The following is a 17,707-nucleotide window of genomic DNA, read 5'->3' on the forward strand; positions in this document are numbered from 1 at the left end:
ACCAGCTGATGGTGGTCCTGTGTGGCATACGGAACGTGGGTAAGTCCCCCGCGCCCGTTCAGAACCCCATCGGGCCGCTCGGCGCCGTGGCCGGTTCGTCGGCCGATGGCTGCTGCTCCGCATCGGGATCCACCACAGCACCGTCGAACTGGGAGCGGTACAGCCGCGCGTAGGCGCCGTCGGCCTCCAGCAGCTGATCGTGGGTGCCCTGCTCCACGATGTCGCCGTGCTCCATCACCAGGATCAGGTCCGCGTCGCGGATCGTGGAGAGCCGATGGGCGATCACGAAGGAGGTACGACCCTGCCGCAGACGGTTCATCGCCTGCTGCACGAGCAGCTCGGTGCGGGTGTCCACGCTCGAGGTGGCCTCGTCCAGGATCAGCAGGTTCGGTCGGGCCAGGAAGGCACGGGCGATGGTCACCAGCTGCTTCTCGCCGGCCGACAGCGACGAGCCGTCGTCATCCACCTCGGTGTCGTAGCCATCGGGCAGCTGCCGCACGAACTCGTCCACGTGGGTGGCGCGCGCCGCCTCGATCACGTCCTCGTCGGTGGCATCGAGACGGCCGTAGCGGATGTTCTCACGGATCGTGCCGGCGAACAGCCAGGTGTCCTGCAGAACCATGCCGGTGCGGGAACGCAGCTGATCGCGGGTGAGGTCGCGGATATCGGTGCCATCCAGGGTGATGCGGCCGCCATCAATCTCATAGAAGCGCATCACGAGATTCACCAGCGTGGTCTTGCCCGCGCCGGTGGGGCCGACGATCGCGACCGTGCTGCCGGGATCGGCCACGAGCGACAGGTCGCGGATCAGCTCACGATCCGGGCTGTAGGAGAAGCGCACATGCTCGAACTCGACGCGGCCTTCACGGATCGCGGCTGCTGCACCCGGCTGCTCCGTCTCAGGCTCCTGCTCGTCAGCGTCCAGCAGCTCGAAGACCCGCTCGGCACTGGCCACACCGGACTGCAGCATGGTGGCCATCGACGCGACCTGGCTGAGCGGTTGGGTGAACTGGCGGGAGTACTGGATGAACGCCTGCACATCGCCCAGGCTGAGCTGCCCGGAGATGATCCGCAGACCGCCCACCACGGCCACGGCGACATAGCTGAGGTTCCCCACGAACATCATCAGCGGCATGATCAGGGAGGACACGAACTGCGCCCCGAAGGACGCGCGGAACAGCTTCTCGTTGCGCTCCTCGAAACGGCGCGCCACCTCGGCGCGACGGCCGAACACGGTGACCAGGTCATGCCCGGTGTAGGCCTCCTCCACCTCGGCGTTCAGCACACCGGTGGCGTCCCACTGCTGGGCGAACAGCTTCTGGGAGCGTGAACCCACCACACCGGTGATGAGGAACGCCACCGGGATCACCGCAAGCGCGATCAGGGACAGCTGCCACGAGATCGCGAACATCATCACCAGCACACCGATCAGTGTGAGGATCGAGTTCAGCAGCCCGGTGATCGTGTTGATCAGGGTGTTCTGGATGTTGTCGATGTCGTTGGTGACCCTCGAGAGGATCTCGCCGCGCTTCATCCTGTCGAAGTACGCCAGCGGCAGGCGGTGGATCTTCTCCTCCACGTCGCGGCGCAGCCGGTAGACCATCCGGAAGATGATGCGGTTCAGCGCGAGACCCTGCAGCCACATGAGCAGCGCCGCCGCCACGTACAGGCCGATCACCAGCATGAGTGTGCGGTGCAGGGCATCGAAGTCGATGCCTTGACCGGGTGTGAGCGGCATGGCGGCCACCATGTCCGCGAACTCGTCCTCGCCGCGGGCGCGCATCCCCTCGACCACCTGCTCCGCGGTGGCATCGGCGGGCAGGTTCTTGGAGATGAGGCCGGTGAAGATGATGTCCGTGGCGTGCCCGAGGATGCGCGGGCCCACGGTGGACAGCGCCACAGAGATCGCGCCGAGCACGATCGCGATGGCGACGTAGATCCGTTCCGGACCCATCTCCCGCACGAGGCGTTTGGTGGAGGGCCAGAAGTTCTTCGACTTCTGGCCGGGGCGCAGACCGCGGGAGGCGTCCTTCTCCGCGGCGATCTCGGCGGCTTCGCTCGCTTCGTCCCCGGCCACGGGGCTGGGCTGCTGCTCGCTCATCACGCCACCTCCTCTTCAACACCCTGGGAGCGCACGATCTCGCGGTAGGTCTCCGAGCTCTCCAGCAGTTCCTCATGCGTGCCGCGGCCGACGATCCGGCCGTGGTCCAGCACGAGGATGAGATCGGCCGACGTGATGGTGGTGACGCGCTGGGCGACGATGATCGTGAGGGCGTCCTGCGTGATCGGTCCGAGGGCGGCACGCAGCTTCGCATCCGTGGTGAGATCCAGGGCGCTGAAGGAGTCATCGAACAGGTACACCGACGGCTTCGCGACCAGGGCGCGGGCGATGCACAGCCGCTGCCGCTGCCCGCCGGAGACGTTAGAGCCGCCCTGGGCGATCGCGGAGTCGAGCTGCTGTGGCATGGCGGCCACGAAGTCGCGGCCCTGGGCGACCGTGAGGGCGTGCCACAGCTGCTGCTCGTCGGCGTCCGGATTGCCGAAGCGCAGGTTGGAGGCGATCGTGCCGCTGAACAGGTAGGGGCGCTGCGGCACCAGGCCGATGCTGTCCCACAGCACGTGGGCGTCGAGGTCACGCACGTCGTGACCACCCAGGGTGATACGTCCTTCGGTGACGTCCAGGAGCCGCGGGATGAGGCTCATGAGGGTGGATTTACCGGAGCCGGTGCCGCCGATGATGGCGACGGTCTGGCCGGCCCGGGCGGTGAAGGAGATGTCTTCCAGAACGGGACGCTCAGCTCCCGGATAGGTGAAAGACACGTTCTCGAAGGCGAGCTCGATGCGGTCGGGAATCTCGCGGATACCGTTGGTGCGCTGCACCACGGAGGTGTCGGTGGCGAGCACCTGCTGGATGCGATCCGCCGAGACCATGGCACGCGGGATCATCATCGTCATGAAGGTCGCCATCATCACGGCGATGAGGATCTGCACCAGGTAGGCGATGAACGCGGTGATGGCGCCCACCTCCATGGTGCCGTCCTCGATCCGCGGGGCAGCGAACCACAGCACGAGCACGCTGGAGATGTTCAGCATGAACATGATGATCGGGTTGATCACGATCATCAGGAATCCGACCTTGCGGTTGAGGTCGGTGAGTTCGAGGTTCACCTGGTCGTAGCGTTCGCGTTCCCGCTGTTCACGCACGAAGGCGCGCAGCACACGCACGCCGGTGATCTGTTCGCGCAGCACCTGGTTGATGCGGTCGATCGTCTTCTGCATCGCCTTGAACAGCGGGGCGGCCAGCAGGATGATCATACCCACGCTGAGCAGCATCGCGGGCACCATCACGGCGATCAACCAGGCGAGTCCGGGCTCGACGCGCAGCGCCATCACCACACCGCCGATGCCGGTGATGGGTGCCTGCACCAGGAAGTTCAAGGAGAAGAAGATGAGCATCTGCACCTGCTGCACGTCATTCGTGGAGCGGGTGATCAGGGACGGTGTGCCGAAGTCGTGCAGTTCGCGCGGCGAGAAGGTCTGCACCCGGTCGAACACGCGGGAGCGCAGGTCACGCCCCACCTGCATGGAGGAGCGGGCGGAGAAGTAGTTGGCGACGATGATCGCGACGATATTGCCCACGGTGATGGCGAGCATGACGGCGCCGAGCCGCCAGATCACGGGGATGTCCGCCTTCGCGACGCCATCATCGATGATGTCGGCGTTGATGGTGGGCAGGTAGAGGGCGGCCATCACGCCCGCTGCCTGGAACAGGACGACGAACAGCACCCACAGCCAGTACGGCTTCACGGAGCGCAGCGCCAGACGCAGAAGAGTCACGGGCAGGTTCCTTCCTTCGGCGTCAGCCCCGGTTCGGTGCGTGCGCCGCATCGCAGTCTACGGTCGGGGGCCGACGAATGACATGACCCGGCAGGCGCATCCTCTACCGTGGGCCGGGTGAGCAAGCCCGTCCAGCGCATCGTGATCATCGTCCTGGCCCTGGTGCTCGTTCTGCCCATCGGGTTCTTCGGGCTGAGCGAGCTGATAGGGCCGCGCGAGCAGCCGTCGGCCTCTCCCACCGACGGACCGGACCGGCCTGCGGTGGATCCTGCCGATCAGCCACCCCGACCCGAGATCCCCAAGCCTGCCGAGCCGGCCGCCATGACCCAGCAGACCCCCGAGGGCGCCGAGGCGACCCTCGCCTACCTGCTGGACTCCTACACGTACATGATGACCACGGGGGACACGTCGGTGTGGTCGAACTCGGTGGACCCCTCATGCCAGGTGTGCACGACGTTCCTGGGGAACGCCGAGCAACTGCACGAGCAGGGCGGTTATCTCGTGGACGGTGAGTTCACGGTGGAGAGCACGAGCTTCACGGCCGACGGGGATGCGTCGGGCACGCCCACCGCAGGCTCTGTCACCGCGACGTTCTCGCAGGAGGCCTCAACGATCATCGACGACCCGACGCTGCAGGGCGGTCAGCTCGATGCGGTCAGCGGCGACCTCACCGCACAGATGACCTGGGATGGGCAGCGCTGGCGGGTGCTGGACATGTCGATCACACCCACCGGTGGCGCCTCCGATGGCGGTGGCGGCGCCGGCTGATGTGATGTGGCCGGTCAGGCAGCCTCGGGGCCGGCGACGATGCCCTGCAGGAACTGCATGAGGGTGGTCTTCGCGACGGCTCCGACGCGCCGCAGCTCGGCACCGTCGGCCTCGACCGACTCCATCAGCTCCACGTGATCGGGCAGGGCGAACAGGCTCATGGCCATCGGGTCGGCGCCCTCACGTTCGAGCACCAGCACGCTCGTGGCGGCGCGGGACTGCGCCAGGCGCTGACCCGTCTCGCTCAGCTCGAAGTCAGCGCCCGGCACCTCGACGGGGTCGCCGTCCTGATCACCGATCACGCCTTCGGGGTCTGCGAAGCCCAGCAGCTGCTCGGGGAAGGTGTCCCCCTCCATCAGGAAGAACAGGTGGAAGCCCATGTCATCGAACACCTCCCACAGCACGCGCACGCCCTCATCGAGGCGGAACACGTAGAAGTAGGAGCGGGCGGAGCCGCGGTCGGTGATCCGCTCAGTGATGACCACGGCGTCTGCGGTGCGTCGCGCCACGGACGTGCCCTGCAGCTCGGGCACGGAGACGAAGCGGTTGGATCGCTGAGGGTCCTGCTCGAAGGCCCGCGGGTCCAGCGCAGCCTCCGTGGTCACCAGGCCACGGGCCATGAGGGACCGCATGGCGGTCGCGGTGGCCGCTTCCTTCGGGGCGCCGTCACTGATGTTGGCGCTCGCCCACGGCAGCGGGGTGATCTGTTCCTTCTGCAGACCCTCGACGGCCAGCAGTTCCTCATCGGTGAGGGTGATGAGTTCGGTGACGGGCTCGCTGAGCTCGCGGGTGAGCAGACGCACCGCCACGGCGACGTCTTCAGCGGTGAACGGGGAATCCTGCAGCGGATCAGTGGAGGTCATGGTCCTAGCCTAGAGGGCTCAGAACAGCCCGGCGAGACCGGAGACCAGGGGCCCCGCCACGCCGCCGAGGGGGCTGGAGGCGAAGCCACCGGAGACCATGCCACCCAGGGCACCACCGATGCCGCCACCGCCCAGAGCGCCACCGATACCGCCACCCAGCGCGCCACCGATACCACCACCGCCCAGAGCGCCACCGATGCCGCCGCCAATGCCGCTGCCGGCAATGAGACCGCCGATCGGGCTGCCTGAGGCCATCGCGCTGATGCCCTGCGGGCCGCCAGCGGCATTGACCAGGCCGCTCACACCGGGGCCCAGAGTGGAGACCGCGTCGCTCAGCGACACCGAGCCACCAGCCTCCATGGTGTCCATGAGCGGGCCCGCGGAGTCCCACAGGTTCGAGGCTGCACCGGCCATCGCCACGCCAGCGGGGCCGATCGGGCCCAGCGGCACGCCGACGGTGGAGGCGATCTGCCCGGCGCCGCTGACAGCCTTGAGGCCGCCGAAGACGCGGTCGCCCAGGCCGCGCCAGCCGTCGTGCGGCGGGTCGACCACAGCGTCCACGCCGTCGAGGAAGGTGTGTGCGCCACCGACGATGGAGTTCAGGCCGGAGCCCAGGAACTGGCCGACGGGGCCGAGCTTTCCAAGGAAGCCCGTGACGCCCTTGACCAGCGGGGAGTCCAGCACGGAACGGGCGGCGTCGCTGATCCCGTTCCAGAGGGTCTTGATGCCGGTGACCTCGAAGATGGTGTCGATGGCATTGTTGATGCCCTCGCCGAGGTCGCGGAAGAAGTCGCCGATGGCATCGAGGATGCCGCCGCCCGAGCCGCCGCCGTCTGCACCGCCGGTGGCGGAGGCGTCGTCCTGTTCCTCAGCGTGCTGCTCGAGCGTGCGGCTGTTCTCGATGAGCAGATCGGAGCTGTTGCGGAACAGGCTGGAGATGCGGCCCGTGAAGTCATCGCGGAAGGAGTCGGCGTCAGGCCCGATCCATTCCACACTGGTGACGGTCTGCTGCAGGCGGTCCCTCAGCTCGCCCAGCGCCTGTCCCCCACGCACCACGTGACCGCTGTAGTCGCGCAGCGCTTCCGTATCCGCTCCCCAGAAACCCGCCATGGTCGATCTCTCCCCGTGATCCTCGCGTATGCATTCACCTCAGCCGTGACCGATGACCACGCTACTGGCCTGCGGTTCCGTGAGCTATGGGGAGTTCTCCCCATTCGATTCCCGGCCGGTCATTGCCACGTCGACGGCTGGGTCTTCCCGCGGGCATCTCACGCAGCGGGGGCCGAGTGCAGCGGGCGGCACAGGAAGGCGTCGGTGCGATACGGCAGCGGGACGACGTCCTCGGGCCGGTGCCCGAGATGGTCGAACAGGTACCAGCGCAGATTCGTGAGCACGCGTTCCTGCTCGCGCGGTGCGGCGGCGGCCACGTAGCTGCGGGTGCGGGCGAGGTCCACGAGGTCGCTCGCGCGCATCGGATCCTCCCAGCGGATGGCGACGCGTCGGTCGACACGCAGTCCGCGCCCGAGCGGTGGGGTGAAGTCCTCGCGCTGCACGTCACCGGCGTGCATGATCCGCGAGTAGCGGTGTACCCATGGCACGGTCACGTCCATCGTGTTCCACAGCAGCAGCAGGACTCCCCCGGGCCGGAGCAGTCGGCGCACCTCTGCGCTCGCGGCCTCGGTGTCGAACCAATGCCAGGCCTGGGCGGCGGTGACCAGGTCGGCGCTCGCGGTGGGCAGGCCGGTGTCTTCTGCCGTGGCGACCACGGTGCGCACTCCCCCGTCGGTGCGCGGAGCTGAGGCGCGCGCGGGATGCTGTGCGTCACGACCATCGGTCGGCCCGGATGCGGCGTGCCGCGCCTCATGCTGCTGGCGTGCCACCGCGAGCATGCTCGCGCTCGGGTCAACGGCGGTGACGTGAAGACCGCACTCGGCGAGGGCGAGGGCGAGCTTCCCGGTGCCGGCCCCGAGATCCACGGCATCCCGCCCGGGGGCGATGACGTCACCACCAGGGTGCTGCGGATCCGCCGCCGCAGCGAGCGCATGCGCGATCTGTTCAAGCGGGTAGCCGGGCCGGAGACGATCGTAGTCGGCGCCCTGGGCGGTGAAGGTGGCGGCGAGCTGTCGGCGCCGCTCGGGACTGCCGAAGCGTGGCTGCTCACGCGCGGAGATCCGCGGGATGGGCCGGGCGGCCGACGGGTCGCGTGGCTCGGTGGGTGATTGCGGCTCGGTGCCGTCGGCCGACGCACCGTCGCCCTGGGCGGCCCCGCCTGGTTCGCTCTCGGGTCTCATCGCGCGGTGCGGTGGGCCACCCAGGAGCGGTGCAGCCCGGCGTAGATGCCGCCCGGCAGATCCACCAGCTCCGCATGGGTGCCCTGTTCCACCAGATCACCGTGGTCGAGGACGAGGATCATGTCGGCCCGCTCCGCGGTGGAGAGCCGGTGGGCGATCGTGAGCGTGGTGCGACCGCGGGCGAGCCCGTCGATCGCCTGCTGCAGCCGCACATCAGCCAGCGGATCCACGGCGCTCGTGGCCTCATCCAGCACGATCACGTCAGGATCCGCGAGGTAGGCGCGCGCGAGCGCCACCAGCTGCCGTTCCCCGGCGCTGAGGGATTCGCCGCGCTGACCCACCGGCGTGTGCAGGCCTTCCGGGAGGGAGGCCAGCCAGTCCGCGAGGCCCAGCTCGCTGATGGCGCGGGTCATCTCGTCCTCGGTGGCGCCGGGCCGGCCGTACAGCAGGTTCCCGGCCACGGTGGTGTCGAACAGGAACCCCTCCTGCGGCACCATCACCACGCGGTCGCGCAGGGACGCGAAGGGCACCAGGTGCAGCGGCACGCCGCCGATCAGCACCTGGCCGGCTGCCGGATCCATCATGCGGGTCACGAGCTTGGCGAGGGTGGTCTTCCCGGAGCCGGTCTCCCCCACGATCGCGACGCGGGAGCGGGCGGGGATGGTCACGTCGATGCCGTGCAGCACCTCGGGACCGTCGGGGTAGGAGAACCGCACCTGGTCGATGCGCACGTCCAGTGCCCCGTCGGGCAGCGGCGTCGCCCCGGGAACCGGGTCGGTGCGGTGCCCGGTGTGGGGGTCCATCGCACCGCCGGGGTCAGCGACGTCCGCCGGGGTGTCGAGCACGCCGAGCACGCGCCGCCAGCCCGCCACGGCGTTCTGCGCCTCCGACAGCATCTCGATGCCCATGCGCACCGGCTGGCTGAACAGCGAGACCAGGAAGATGAAAGCGACGAGCGAGCCAGCAGTGAGCTCGCTGCCGGGCAGGTCCAGTCCGAGCGTGTTTGTGCCCAGCAGCACGCCGACGACGATCACGACGGCGGTGGCGAGACCATCACCCGTCTCGGATAGGAAGAAGGAGGCTGACTGCGGCCGCAGCACCCCGAATTGGGCGTTGCGCACATCGCGGACGCGTTCGATCTGGGCATCGCGGGTGTCGTCCTCGATGCCGTAGGCCCGCACGGTGGCGGAGCCGACGAGGGATTCGGAGACGGTGCCGAGCATGCGGCCTACGGCGGCGCGGACCTTCTGGTAGCGGGCACGGATCCGCTTCTGCAGCGCAGCCATGAGGAAGAACACCGGCAGGTAGGCGAGCCACACCGCGACGGCGAGCGGCCAGGAGTACAGCGCCATCACCACGGTGGCGATGACGAGCTGCATGCTCATCACCACCAGCATGATGCCGCCGAAGCTCATGAACTGGCTGACGGTGTCCACATCACTGGTGACTCGGGAGACCAGCGCGCCACGCTGCTCCGTGCCCTGGGTGAGCAGGGACAGGTCGTGGATGTGGCGGAAGGCGCGGGCCCGCAGGGTGGCCAGTGCAGTCTCCGCCATCCGGAACAGCCGACGGTTCATCAGCACATTGCAGCCGGTGGTCACCAGCAGCACTGCGGCAGCGGCCCCCGCGGCTGCGGCGACGACGGCGACGTCGGGTTTCTCGGGCGCGATGATGCCGCGGTCGAGGATGGTCTGCACGCTGATCGGCACCACCACCTTCCCTGCGGTGGCGATCACGGCGAGCAGCAGGGTCAGCCACAGTCCCTTCAGGGCCTGCGGGGTGAGGGCGAGACCGCGGCGGATGGTGGTGAGGGCGCCTTCGTCGGTGGTGTTCTCGACGCCGAGACGGGAGGAGCGGACGGCGGGTGCGGTGCTCATCGCTGCGCCTCCTTCTGTCCGTCGGTCGTGTCGCCGTCGGCCCCGTCTGTGTCGGTCTTGTGCCCGTCGGTGCTGTCTCCGTCGGTCTTGTGCCCGTCGGCCCTGTCTCCGTCGGCCTCCAGCAGGTCGTGGGCGATGGCGGCTTCGTCATAGGCGTCCACGAGCGCGCGGTAGGCGGGTACGTCGGCGCGCAGCTGTTCGTGGGTGCCCTGGGCGGTGACGCAGCCGTGTTCGAGGAGCACCACCGCGTCGGCCAGGGAGATGGTGGATTTGCGGTAGGCCACCAGCAGGAGTGTCGAGTCGGTGAGCTCGCGTCGGATGCCGTCGAGGATGGCGAGTTCCACGGAGGGGTCGCAGGCGCTGGTGGCGTCGTCGAGAATCAGCAGTCGGGGCCGACGGGCGAGCGCGCGAGCGAGCGCGATGCGCTGCCGCTGCCCACCGGACAGGGAGCCGCCACGTTCGCCGAGCTCGGCGTCGAGCCCGCCGTCGAGGTCATCGACGAAACCGTCGGCCTGGGCGATGCGCAACGCCCAGCGGATGGTGTCCTCATCGATGTCGGCACCCAGCGTGACGTTCTCGCGTACGGTGCCGTCGAACACGAAAGCCTGCTGCAGCACGAGCGCGACCTCGGTGGTGAGGGCGTCATGCGTGAGGTCGCGCAGGTCGACCCCGTCCAGAGTGATGCGGCCGCGGGTCGGGTCCGCGAGGCGGGCGGCCAGCAGGGCGAGCGTGGACTTACCGGAACCGGTGGCGCCCACCACGGCGACCACGCGGGAGCCGCCCGTCGGATCAGCGCTGAGGGTGACGTCGTGGAGAGCGTCGCTGATGCGGGTGCGCTGATCGGCGAGGCTGGTGGTGCGGCCGAGCACGAGGTCCTTGGGGTCATCACGGTAGGTGAAGGAGACGTTCTCGAAGCGCAGCGTGCCGGGGCCGGGCGGCAGCGTTGCCGTGCCGTGCTCGCGGGTATCGGGCACGTCGAGGATCTGCTGGACGCGGCCGCCGCCGACGACGGTGCGGGACAGATCGCCGAGCACCCAGCCGAAGGAGCGGATCGGCAGCGACATGAGGGTGAACAGGTAGGAGACCTCCACGAGCTGCCCGGTGGTGAGGTGGCCTTCGCCGATGCGCCACGCCCCCAGGACGGCGACGGCGAGGATGCCCAGGTTCGGCAGGGCGTCGATGGTGGGGTCGAACCAGCCGCGCACGTAACCGAAGCGGATGCCGTTGCGGCGCAGCCGCTCGGTGGCGTCGGCGAACCGGGCCTCTTCCACGCTCTCGCGGCCCAGCGACTTCACGACGTTCGCACCGTCGAAGGACTCGTGGGCGATCTGGGCGACCTCGGCGCGCAGCTGCTGAGACTGCACGGCGATCGGGGCGGCATAGCGCTGCAGCAGAATGTTCAGCACCACGAGCACCACGATGAGGGCGAGCATGACCAGCAGGATCACCGGGTCGATGCGGGCCACGACGATCGTGGCGTACACGAGCATGACCATGGTGGACAGCGCGAAAGGGAATGGCGCCATCGCGAAGAATGCTGCTTCGACATCGGCGTAGACGGAGGAGAGCAGCGTGCCGGTGGACTGGCGGCGGTGCCACAGCAGCGGCACCCGCGCGTACACGGTCACCAGGCGCTCGCGGTAGATCCGGAACAGGTCGTACTGGGAGGCGGCGGCGAACACACGCCGGGTGAGGACGCCGATGGCGCGGGCCACGGCGATGCCGAGCACGGCGAGACCGCCCAGGGCGAGTGCACCGCCGGCGACGTCACCGGCGGAGAAGCTGGGCACGATCACCTGTTCGGTGACGCGGCCGATGATGGCGGAGGTGGCGATCTGCAGCAGCGCGAATGCGATGGCGCCGAGCACAGCGGTCACGAACCAGCCGCGCACCTCCCAGGAGCCGCGCAGCAGGCGGGTCAGGCCCGGGATGAGCACGGCAGGGTGCTGACGGTCGATCGCCGGTGGGGTGAGGCGGCCGACGGGTGTCGAGCGCTGCGCGGGCTCGGCGGTCTCGGCGGCGGGATCGGGGGCGGGGGGTCTTGATTCCAACCGGCGCCGCCCGACGACATGCCCGGGGGGGGCAGCGGGGGGCGCGGCACAGCAGAGAAAAAAAACAGGCAGACGCAATGAAACGCGCAGCAGNCTTCGGGGCGGGGCATGTGGGGGTGAGGGGTTCCTGGTCGAGCGTCAGCGGGTCACGAAGTGGGCGACGATCGCGATCGCGAAGGTGAGCGTGGAGCCGAGGGCGAGCACGAGTTCGACGGCGAAGCCGATGCCGAGCGCTTTGATCGCCACCCACGACGTCTTCAGGCCACCGGACCAGTCCTGCTGGCGGATCGATTCGGCCACGTACAGGCCCAGCAGGAATCCGATGATCAGCCCCAGGAAGGGGATCACGAAGATACCGACGATGCCGCTGGCGAGCGCGACGAGGATCGGCCAGGTGGGCACCTCGTGCTTCTTGAGGCTGCGGCCGGTGATGAAGTAGTTCGCGGCCATGCCGGCGATGCCCAGGATCAGGACGATGCCGAAGCAGATCCACCCTGGCGTGGACCCCATGACGATCGCCCAGATGAGGGTGGCGATCACGATCGTGATGGTGCCGGGAAGGATCGGGACGACGATTCCGGCGAGGCCCACGCAGTAGGCGAGGGCGGCCAGCACGGTCACGATGATCTGCATGGTCAGGGAGTCCACCGCGCCATGCTATCGGCGTCCGAAGAAACTGACCCGGTGGTCAGACGGTGTGCCCGCGCGGTGGCTGCGGCCCGCGCGCATGGCTGTGTGTCTCGTGGTGTCACGTGCTCGCGAGATCGCGTCGGCGGATGCGCCGCGTGTGGTGCGCATCGGATGGTCATGTGGGCGCGCTATCCTCGCGGCCGTGTCAGAGCTCTTGCGCCTGCTGACGGTCGGCCTGCTGGGCGGCGCTGTGCTGTTCGCGGTGCTGCTGGTGCCGGCGATCCTGCATCAGCGCCGACGTTTTGGGCAGGTGCGGCCGCGTCGCCTGCTGGGGCTTGCGATCATCTGCCTGTACTCGATGACGCTCGTGGGCTTGACGCTCGCGCCTGCCTATGACGTGGCTGTGACCTGCCGTCACCGCATCGGTGGGGTGGTGCGGCTGGATCCTGTGGGCACGGTCTCTGCGGTGATGCAGTTGCGCCGTGAGGGCGCCAGCTGGGCAGCGGTGGCTACCTCGTTCCCGGTGATGCAGGCGGCGATGAACACGGCGCTGTTCGTGCCGACGGGGCTGATCCTGCGCGGCATGCTGCGCTGGGATGCGGTGACGTCGGTGGCGGCGGGCATGATGCTGTCGGCAGCGATCGAGGTGACGCAGTACACGGGTGCGTGGGGGCTGTATCCGTGCGGGGTGCGGATCGCGGATATCGAGGACCTGCTGTGGAACACGGTGGGTGTGGCGATCGGTGCACTGGTGGGGCATCTGCTGGCTCGCGGAGCACGAGCCCCCTACACGGATCCGGTCGAGGGTGATCTGGCGGGCACGGTCCTGGACAGGCACGACGACATCTGAGCACCTGCTCAGGCGGTGACGGTCAGGGTGGAGGTGGCGTCGGCCCGACGGCGCACGCTGATGCGGTCAGGGATGCGGGTCTTCAACTCGGCGACGTGACTGACGATGCCGACGCTGCGGCCGCCCTCAGCGATGCGCGCGATCTCTTCGATGACCCCGTCGAGCCGCTCGGGGTCGAGGCTGCCGAAGCCTTCGTCGATGAACAGGGTCTGCATGGTGATGCCACCGGCTTCCGCGCTGACGGTGTCCGCGAGGCCCAGTGCGAGCGCGAGGGAGACGATGAACGTCTCGCCGCCGGAGAGGGTGTCGGGGCGTCGCGTCTGGTCGGTTCGTCGGTCGATGACCAGGAGGTCCAGGCCGGTTTTGCCGCGACCGCTGAGGTCGTCGTCGCGCACGAGTTCGAGGTGTGCGTCGCCCATGCGGGCCAGGCGTGCGTTGGCGGCGTCGACCACGTCCTCGAAGCGGCGCATGAGCACGTAGGTGGACAGCCGGACGCGGTCGCCGGCGTTGCCGGTGGCGAGGTCGGCGACGCGGATGATCGCCCCGGCCTGGTCGGCGACGCTGCGCAGACGGGTGATCGCGTCGGTGAGGTGAGCGCGGGCGCCGCGGGTGCGCTCGGCACGGTCGGTGGCGGTGCCGGCGGCAGCCTGCGCCTGGGCTGCGGCCTTGTCGGCGCGGGAGACGTTCTCGCGCGCATCGGTGACGGCGGTGCGGGCAGCCTCGAGCGCTTCGGGGGTGGCGGTGAGGTCAGCGATCCCGGGTTCGGCGAGACCATCAGCGAGGCGGGCCCGATCGACGCGATGCTGATTCACGCGCTGGTGCAGCCGGGTGCGTTCAGCTGTCTCGAGCACGGCGGCGCGCACGGCGTCATCGGTGGCGAGGGCGGGACTGATAGTGGCGGCCGCGTCGGTGTCGGGGTCACTGGTGCGGGCAGTGTCACCGTCTCGTGCGCTGGCCTCGCGACCTGCATCGCTCGCGTCACTGTCCGTGTCGACGGCATCGGCGCCGGCGTTTGCCAGGTGGGCACTCGCCTCAGCGCGGATCCGCTCGGCCTCCTGGCTCAGCTCGTGGTGTGTGGTCGTGGCCTGATCGGCAGCGCTGTGCATGTCGCGCAGGTGTTGGGCAGCGCTGGCACGGTCACGGTGGGCCTGCATGCGGGCGGTGACGCTCGGGGCGTCACCACGGGCTGCGGCGAGGGTTTCGCGATCCTCGGCCAGGCGCTGCTCGGCGTCGGTGATCCAGGTGGTCGCCGCGTCGATACGGGCACGCTCGGCCTGTTCCTGTTCACGCAGCGTCTGGCTGGTGCGGTCGTGCTCAGCGAGGGCGGCTTCCAGGCGCTCGGCGTCGGCCTGTGCGCGGGTTGCTGCGGCCACGGCAGCCTGGGCGTTCTCGAGCTGTGCGCGCGCGGTAGCCACGTCGATCCCGCCGGTCTTTTCCTGTGCCTCCGCGAGGCGTTCACGGGCAGTGGCGAGGGCTGCCGCGGCGCGGGCGTGCGCCGTCTCAGCGCTGGAACGGGCCTGCTCGGCGGCCTCGAGCTCATCCGCGTCGACGTGGTCGGCGCCGGGCGCGGCAGGAGCCGGATGCGTGGTCGAGCCGCAGACTGCGCAGGGTTCACCCTCCTCGAGGGCGGTGGCGAGTTCGGCGGCGAGCCCGGCGCGGCGCCGGGTGCGCAGGGCGTGCTCATGGTCGATCGCGCTCTGCGCGGCGGTGGAGGCTTTCTGCGCGGCGCCTTCGGCACGGGTGACCGCTTTCGCGCGGGTAGCGGCTTCCTGGGCGGCGGTGACAGCGTCAGCCGCGGAGCGTTCGGCGAGCTTCGCATCTGTGAGGGCGCTCGCTGCCGTCTTCTCGTCCTCCAGCTGGGTCTGGAGCTGCGCGCGGGCGGCGGGTCGCTCGGCGCTCTGAGTGGCGAGCGCATCGGCGCGGGTGATCGACTCCTGGCGGGCGGCACGGCGCTGCGTGATGGCGTCGGCGCGCTCGGGCAGCTCCTTTTCGAGATCAACGAGGCTGCTGAGCCGACCGGCGAGGTCCAGCTGAGTGCTGGCGAGCTCGGTGAGCGCGCTGGCGGGGCTGTCCCCGTCGAGCAGGGCGCCAAGGTCATGGTTGTCGCTGGCCAGTTCCTGCCGGGCAGCGGCGAGCGCCTGCGCGGCCTGGGCGGCGCGGGCTGCAGCCGCGTCCCGACGCTGCAGGGCATCACGCACGGGTCCGGCGGCCTCGTGCAGCAGGAGCCGACGGGTGTCGTCGCGGTTCTGCTCGGCTGCGGCGTCGAGCCGTGCCGCGAGCTCATCGAGACTGGCGCGGCGCTGCAGAAGCGTGAGCGCTGACTCGCGGGACTGCAGGAGGTCACGGGCTGTTGCCAGGTGCTCAGCCTGGGCCGCGGCCTGTTCACGCAGCTGCATCGCGGCCGCATCGACCGCCGTCGTGATGCGGTCGGCATCCTCGGCGAGCAGGTCCAGGCGTCGCGTCTCGACATGGGCCGTGAGCGGCACCGGCTCGCGATCTGCCTCAGCTTCCGGCTGGGCATCATCCTCAAGCTGCAGCATCAGCTCGGGCTCGGGATCGGGCGCCTGCTCGGGCTCGTGCTCTGGCTCGCCCTCAGGCTGCGGCGCGGGGGCGGCGGCGTGAACGGAGGCTTCGGTGAAGCGTTCGACGGCGCGTCCGAGCACACTGCTCGCGTCGGCTTCGTGTGCGCGGGCCTGCTTGCGGCGCATCTCGAGCTCCCGCTCGATCTCCTCGTACAGCTGCGTGCCGAAGACGCGGGTGAGCACCTGCTGCCGCTCAGCGGTGCGGGCTTTGAGGAAGCGCTGGAACTCGCCCTGCGGCAGCAGCACCGTCTGCGTGAACTGCTCGCGGGTCAGCCCGATGGCGGACTGGATCTGGGCGCCCACCTCATCCAGGCGGGTAGCGCGAACCTCCACACCAGCACCCTCCCCGAGCGCATCTGCGATCGCGGCGGGGATCAGCGCGGGCGAGTCGAGCCGCCACAGCAGCGCCTTGGCGTGCTGCGTCGTGGTGCCGTCCCCGCGTTTCTTGGGTCGCTCGTACTGGGGGCTGCGCCGCACACGGAAGATCCCGGCGCCGGTTTCGAACACCAGATCCACGTACGACGGCTCGAAGGGATCCGCGAACTGGGAGCGGATCCGGTCAGTACCGGACCCCTCCCCCGCCACGCCGCCGTAGAGCGCGAACACGATCGCGTCCAGGACAGTGGATTTGCCGGAGCCCGTCGGCCCTTCGAGCAGGAACGTGCCGCTGGCGCCGAGCGCCGCGAGGTCGATCGCGGCGTCGTCACGGAACGGCCCGATGCCGCGCAGCCTCAGGTGGTGGAGTTTCATGAGGCCTCCTGTCGACGGATCCGCACCGCACTCAGGGCGTCGTCCAGCACGGCCCGATCGGTATCGGTGGCGTCGCTCCCGGTGGTGAACGCGAGGAAGTCGCCCATCACATCCACGGGATCCACCTCGCCGCGCACCTGCCGGGCGCGCTGCTCTTCGCCGCGACCCTCCGGTTCGTGGCGGGCTGTGAGCAGGTGGCCGAACACGGCGCGCAGCTGTTCCTGCAGATGGGCGGGCCGTTCACGATCGGTGACGGTGATCGCCGCCCAGTCGTTCCCGTGGGTCTGTCCCTGTGCGAGCACCTCGCTGAGGGTGCCGCGCAGCTCGACGATGCGGCGCGGCTGGGTGATCGGCAGACGTTCGACGGTCTCGACCCCCTGTGCCCCCATGTCGATGAGCAGCATCGACTTCTTCTGATTCTTCTCCGACAGGGAGTACGGCAGCGGCGAGCCGGAGTACCACATGGCGCCGCCCTCATCGCCAAGCAGCGAGGAGAGGTCCTGGCAGCCGTGCAGGTGGCCGAGCGCGACATAGTCGAAGCCCGCGAAGATCGGGCCGGGCACCGTGTCGACTCCGCCAACGGTGAGGTCCCGTTCGGACTCCGATTCGGTGCCACCGGCTACGAAGGTGTGGGCGAGAACGACGGAGCGCGGACGCGGCGCCCCGTCGGCGGCGAGAGCGGAGGTGCGCTCGGCGAGCCGGACCCGCACTCGATCCAGGGCAGCGCGAGTCACCGCCTCGTGGCTGCGTGGCAGTGGCTCCTCCCCCGCCGCGAGGGTGTGGCGGGCGATATCCGGCTCGAGGAACGGCAGCCCGAAGAACAGCACCTCACCGTGCTCGTCCTGCACGGTGACGGGATGCTCGATGCCGGGAGTGTCGGTGAGCAGGTGCACGCCGGCGCGCATCATCTCCTTGCCGAAGCCGAGCCGCGCAGCAGAGTCATGGTTGCCAGGGGTGAGCACCACGGTGGCGGTCTGGGCCAGAGCCGCGAGGGTTCGCGACAGCAGCGTGACTGACTGCACCGGCGGGACGGCACGGTCGTACACATCACCGGCGATCACCACGACGTCCACGTGCTTCTCGCGGACCGTCTCCAGCAGTTCACGGTGAAACGCCTCATGGTGCTCGTGCAGGTCATGCCCGTGCAGGGTGCGCCCCAGGTGCCAGTCCGAGGTGTGCAGGATCTTCATACCGATAACGCTACGAGG

Annotated in this window: 12 protein-coding genes; 2 read left to right on the top strand and 10 right to left on the bottom strand. The window is 69.4% G+C overall.

The genetic code is table 11. The features are described 5' to 3' along the window. Window positions 1-58 precede the first annotated feature (58 nt). Together C8271_RS13165 and C8271_RS13170 are read right to left on the bottom strand one after the other, a co-directional pair. On the bottom strand, window positions 59-2,101 hold the full coding sequence (locus tag C8271_RS13165; RefSeq protein WP_106507679.1) for an ABC transporter ATP-binding protein: 2,043 nt from the start codon (window positions 2,099-2,101) through the stop codon (window positions 59-61). Beyond that, the gene (locus C8271_RS13170) at window positions 2,101-3,837 is read right to left on the bottom strand and encodes an ABC transporter ATP-binding protein (RefSeq protein WP_106507680.1); all 1,737 of its coding nucleotides are present in this window, start codon (window positions 3,835-3,837) and stop codon (window positions 2,101-2,103) included. Before C8271_RS13170 ends, C8271_RS13165 begins: the two co-directional genes overlap by 1 nt. A gap of 117 nt (window positions 3,838-3,954) precedes the next feature. Between C8271_RS13170 and C8271_RS13175 the strand changes: the two genes are divergently transcribed. Beyond that, window positions 3,955-4,605 carry a DUF6318 family protein gene (locus tag C8271_RS13175; RefSeq protein ID WP_170957903.1) on the top strand — a complete coding sequence of 217 codons (651 nt, stop codon included), beginning with the start codon at window positions 3,955-3,957 and terminating at the stop codon, window positions 4,603-4,605. Between the two features lie 14 nt (window positions 4,606-4,619). On the opposite strand, the gene C8271_RS13180 is transcribed toward C8271_RS13175, so the two are convergent. From C8271_RS13180 to C8271_RS13205, 6 genes are all read right to left on the bottom strand, one after another. Continuing rightward, entirely contained in the window at window positions 4,620-5,468 is an 849-nt protein-coding gene (locus tag C8271_RS13180; RefSeq protein ID WP_106507682.1) for a hypothetical protein, read from the bottom strand. An 18-nt stretch (window positions 5,469-5,486) separates the two neighbouring features. Then, complete coding sequence (locus tag C8271_RS13185) at window positions 5,487-6,578, bottom strand: WXG100 family type VII secretion target (RefSeq protein ID WP_106507683.1); 1,092 nt, start codon at window positions 6,576-6,578, stop codon at window positions 5,487-5,489. Window positions 6,579-6,736: 158 nt separating this feature from the next. Continuing rightward, the gene (locus C8271_RS13190) at window positions 6,737-7,759 is read right to left on the bottom strand and encodes a class I SAM-dependent methyltransferase (RefSeq protein ID WP_106507684.1); all 1,023 of its coding nucleotides are present in this window, start codon (window positions 7,757-7,759) and stop codon (window positions 6,737-6,739) included. After that, window positions 7,756-9,636, bottom strand: coding sequence for an ABC transporter ATP-binding protein (locus C8271_RS13195; RefSeq protein WP_106507685.1), 1,881 nt, complete (start codon window positions 9,634-9,636; stop codon window positions 7,756-7,758). Before C8271_RS13195 ends, C8271_RS13190 begins: the two co-directional genes overlap by 4 nt. Next, entirely contained in the window at window positions 9,633-11,687 is a 2,055-nt protein-coding gene (locus tag C8271_RS13200) for an ABC transporter ATP-binding protein (protein ID WP_106507686.1), read from the bottom strand. The genes C8271_RS13195 and C8271_RS13200 overlap by 4 nt, the downstream gene beginning before the upstream one ends. A 138-nt stretch (window positions 11,688-11,825) precedes the next feature. Beyond that, window positions 11,826-12,335, bottom strand: coding sequence for a DUF456 domain-containing protein (locus tag C8271_RS13205; protein ID WP_245921148.1), 510 nt, complete (start codon window positions 12,333-12,335; stop codon window positions 11,826-11,828). Between the two features lie 184 nt (window positions 12,336-12,519). Between C8271_RS13205 and C8271_RS13210 the strand changes: the two genes are divergently transcribed. Further along, window positions 12,520-13,167, top strand: a complete 648-nt coding sequence (locus C8271_RS13210) for a VanZ family protein (RefSeq protein ID WP_106508087.1) — start codon at window positions 12,520-12,522, stop codon at window positions 13,165-13,167. Window positions 13,168-13,175: 8 nt separating this feature from the next. Here the strand turns inward: C8271_RS13210 and C8271_RS13215 are convergent, their stop codons facing one another. Next, the gene (locus tag C8271_RS13215) at window positions 13,176-16,499 is read right to left on the bottom strand and encodes an AAA family ATPase (RefSeq protein WP_106507688.1); all 3,324 of its coding nucleotides are present in this window, start codon (window positions 16,497-16,499) and stop codon (window positions 13,176-13,178) included. Next, the gene (locus tag C8271_RS13220) at window positions 16,496-17,689 is read right to left on the bottom strand and encodes an exonuclease SbcCD subunit D (protein WP_106507689.1); all 1,194 of its coding nucleotides are present in this window, start codon (window positions 17,687-17,689) and stop codon (window positions 16,496-16,498) included. Before C8271_RS13220 ends, C8271_RS13215 begins: the two co-directional genes overlap by 4 nt. Between the last annotated feature and the right edge of the window lie 18 nt (window positions 17,690-17,707).

It is taken from the genome of Brachybacterium timonense, from assembly GCF_900258505.1.
Taxonomy (GTDB): domain Bacteria; phylum Actinomycetota; class Actinomycetes; order Actinomycetales; family Dermabacteraceae; genus Brachybacterium; species Brachybacterium timonense.

What these genes read in the sequence shown, in the direction of transcription:
- C8271_RS13165 (WP_106507679.1), bottom strand. Translation starts at nt 2,101, where the DNA reads ATGAGCGAGCAGCAGCCCAGCCCCGTGGCCGGGGACGAAGCGAGCGAA.
- C8271_RS13180 (WP_106507682.1), bottom strand. Translation starts at nt 5,468, where the DNA reads ATGACCTCCACTGATCCGCTGCAGGATTCCCCGTTCACCGCTGAAGAC.
- C8271_RS13185 (WP_106507683.1), bottom strand. Translation starts at nt 6,578, where the DNA reads ATGGCGGGTTTCTGGGGAGCGGATACGGAAGCGCTGCGCGACTACAGC.
- C8271_RS13190 (WP_106507684.1), bottom strand. Translation starts at nt 7,759, where the DNA reads ATGAGACCCGAGAGCGAACCAGGCGGGGCCGCCCAGGGCGACGGTGCG.
- C8271_RS13195 (WP_106507685.1), bottom strand. Translation starts at nt 9,636, where the DNA reads ATGAGCACCGCACCCGCCGTCCGCTCCTCCCGTCTCGGCGTCGAGAAC.
- C8271_RS13215 (WP_106507688.1), bottom strand. Translation starts at nt 16,499, where the DNA reads ATGAAACTCCACCACCTGAGGCTGCGCGGCATCGGGCCGTTCCGTGAC.
- C8271_RS13220 (WP_106507689.1), bottom strand. Translation starts at nt 17,689, where the DNA reads ATGAAGATCCTGCACACCTCGGACTGGCACCTGGGGCGCACCCTGCAC.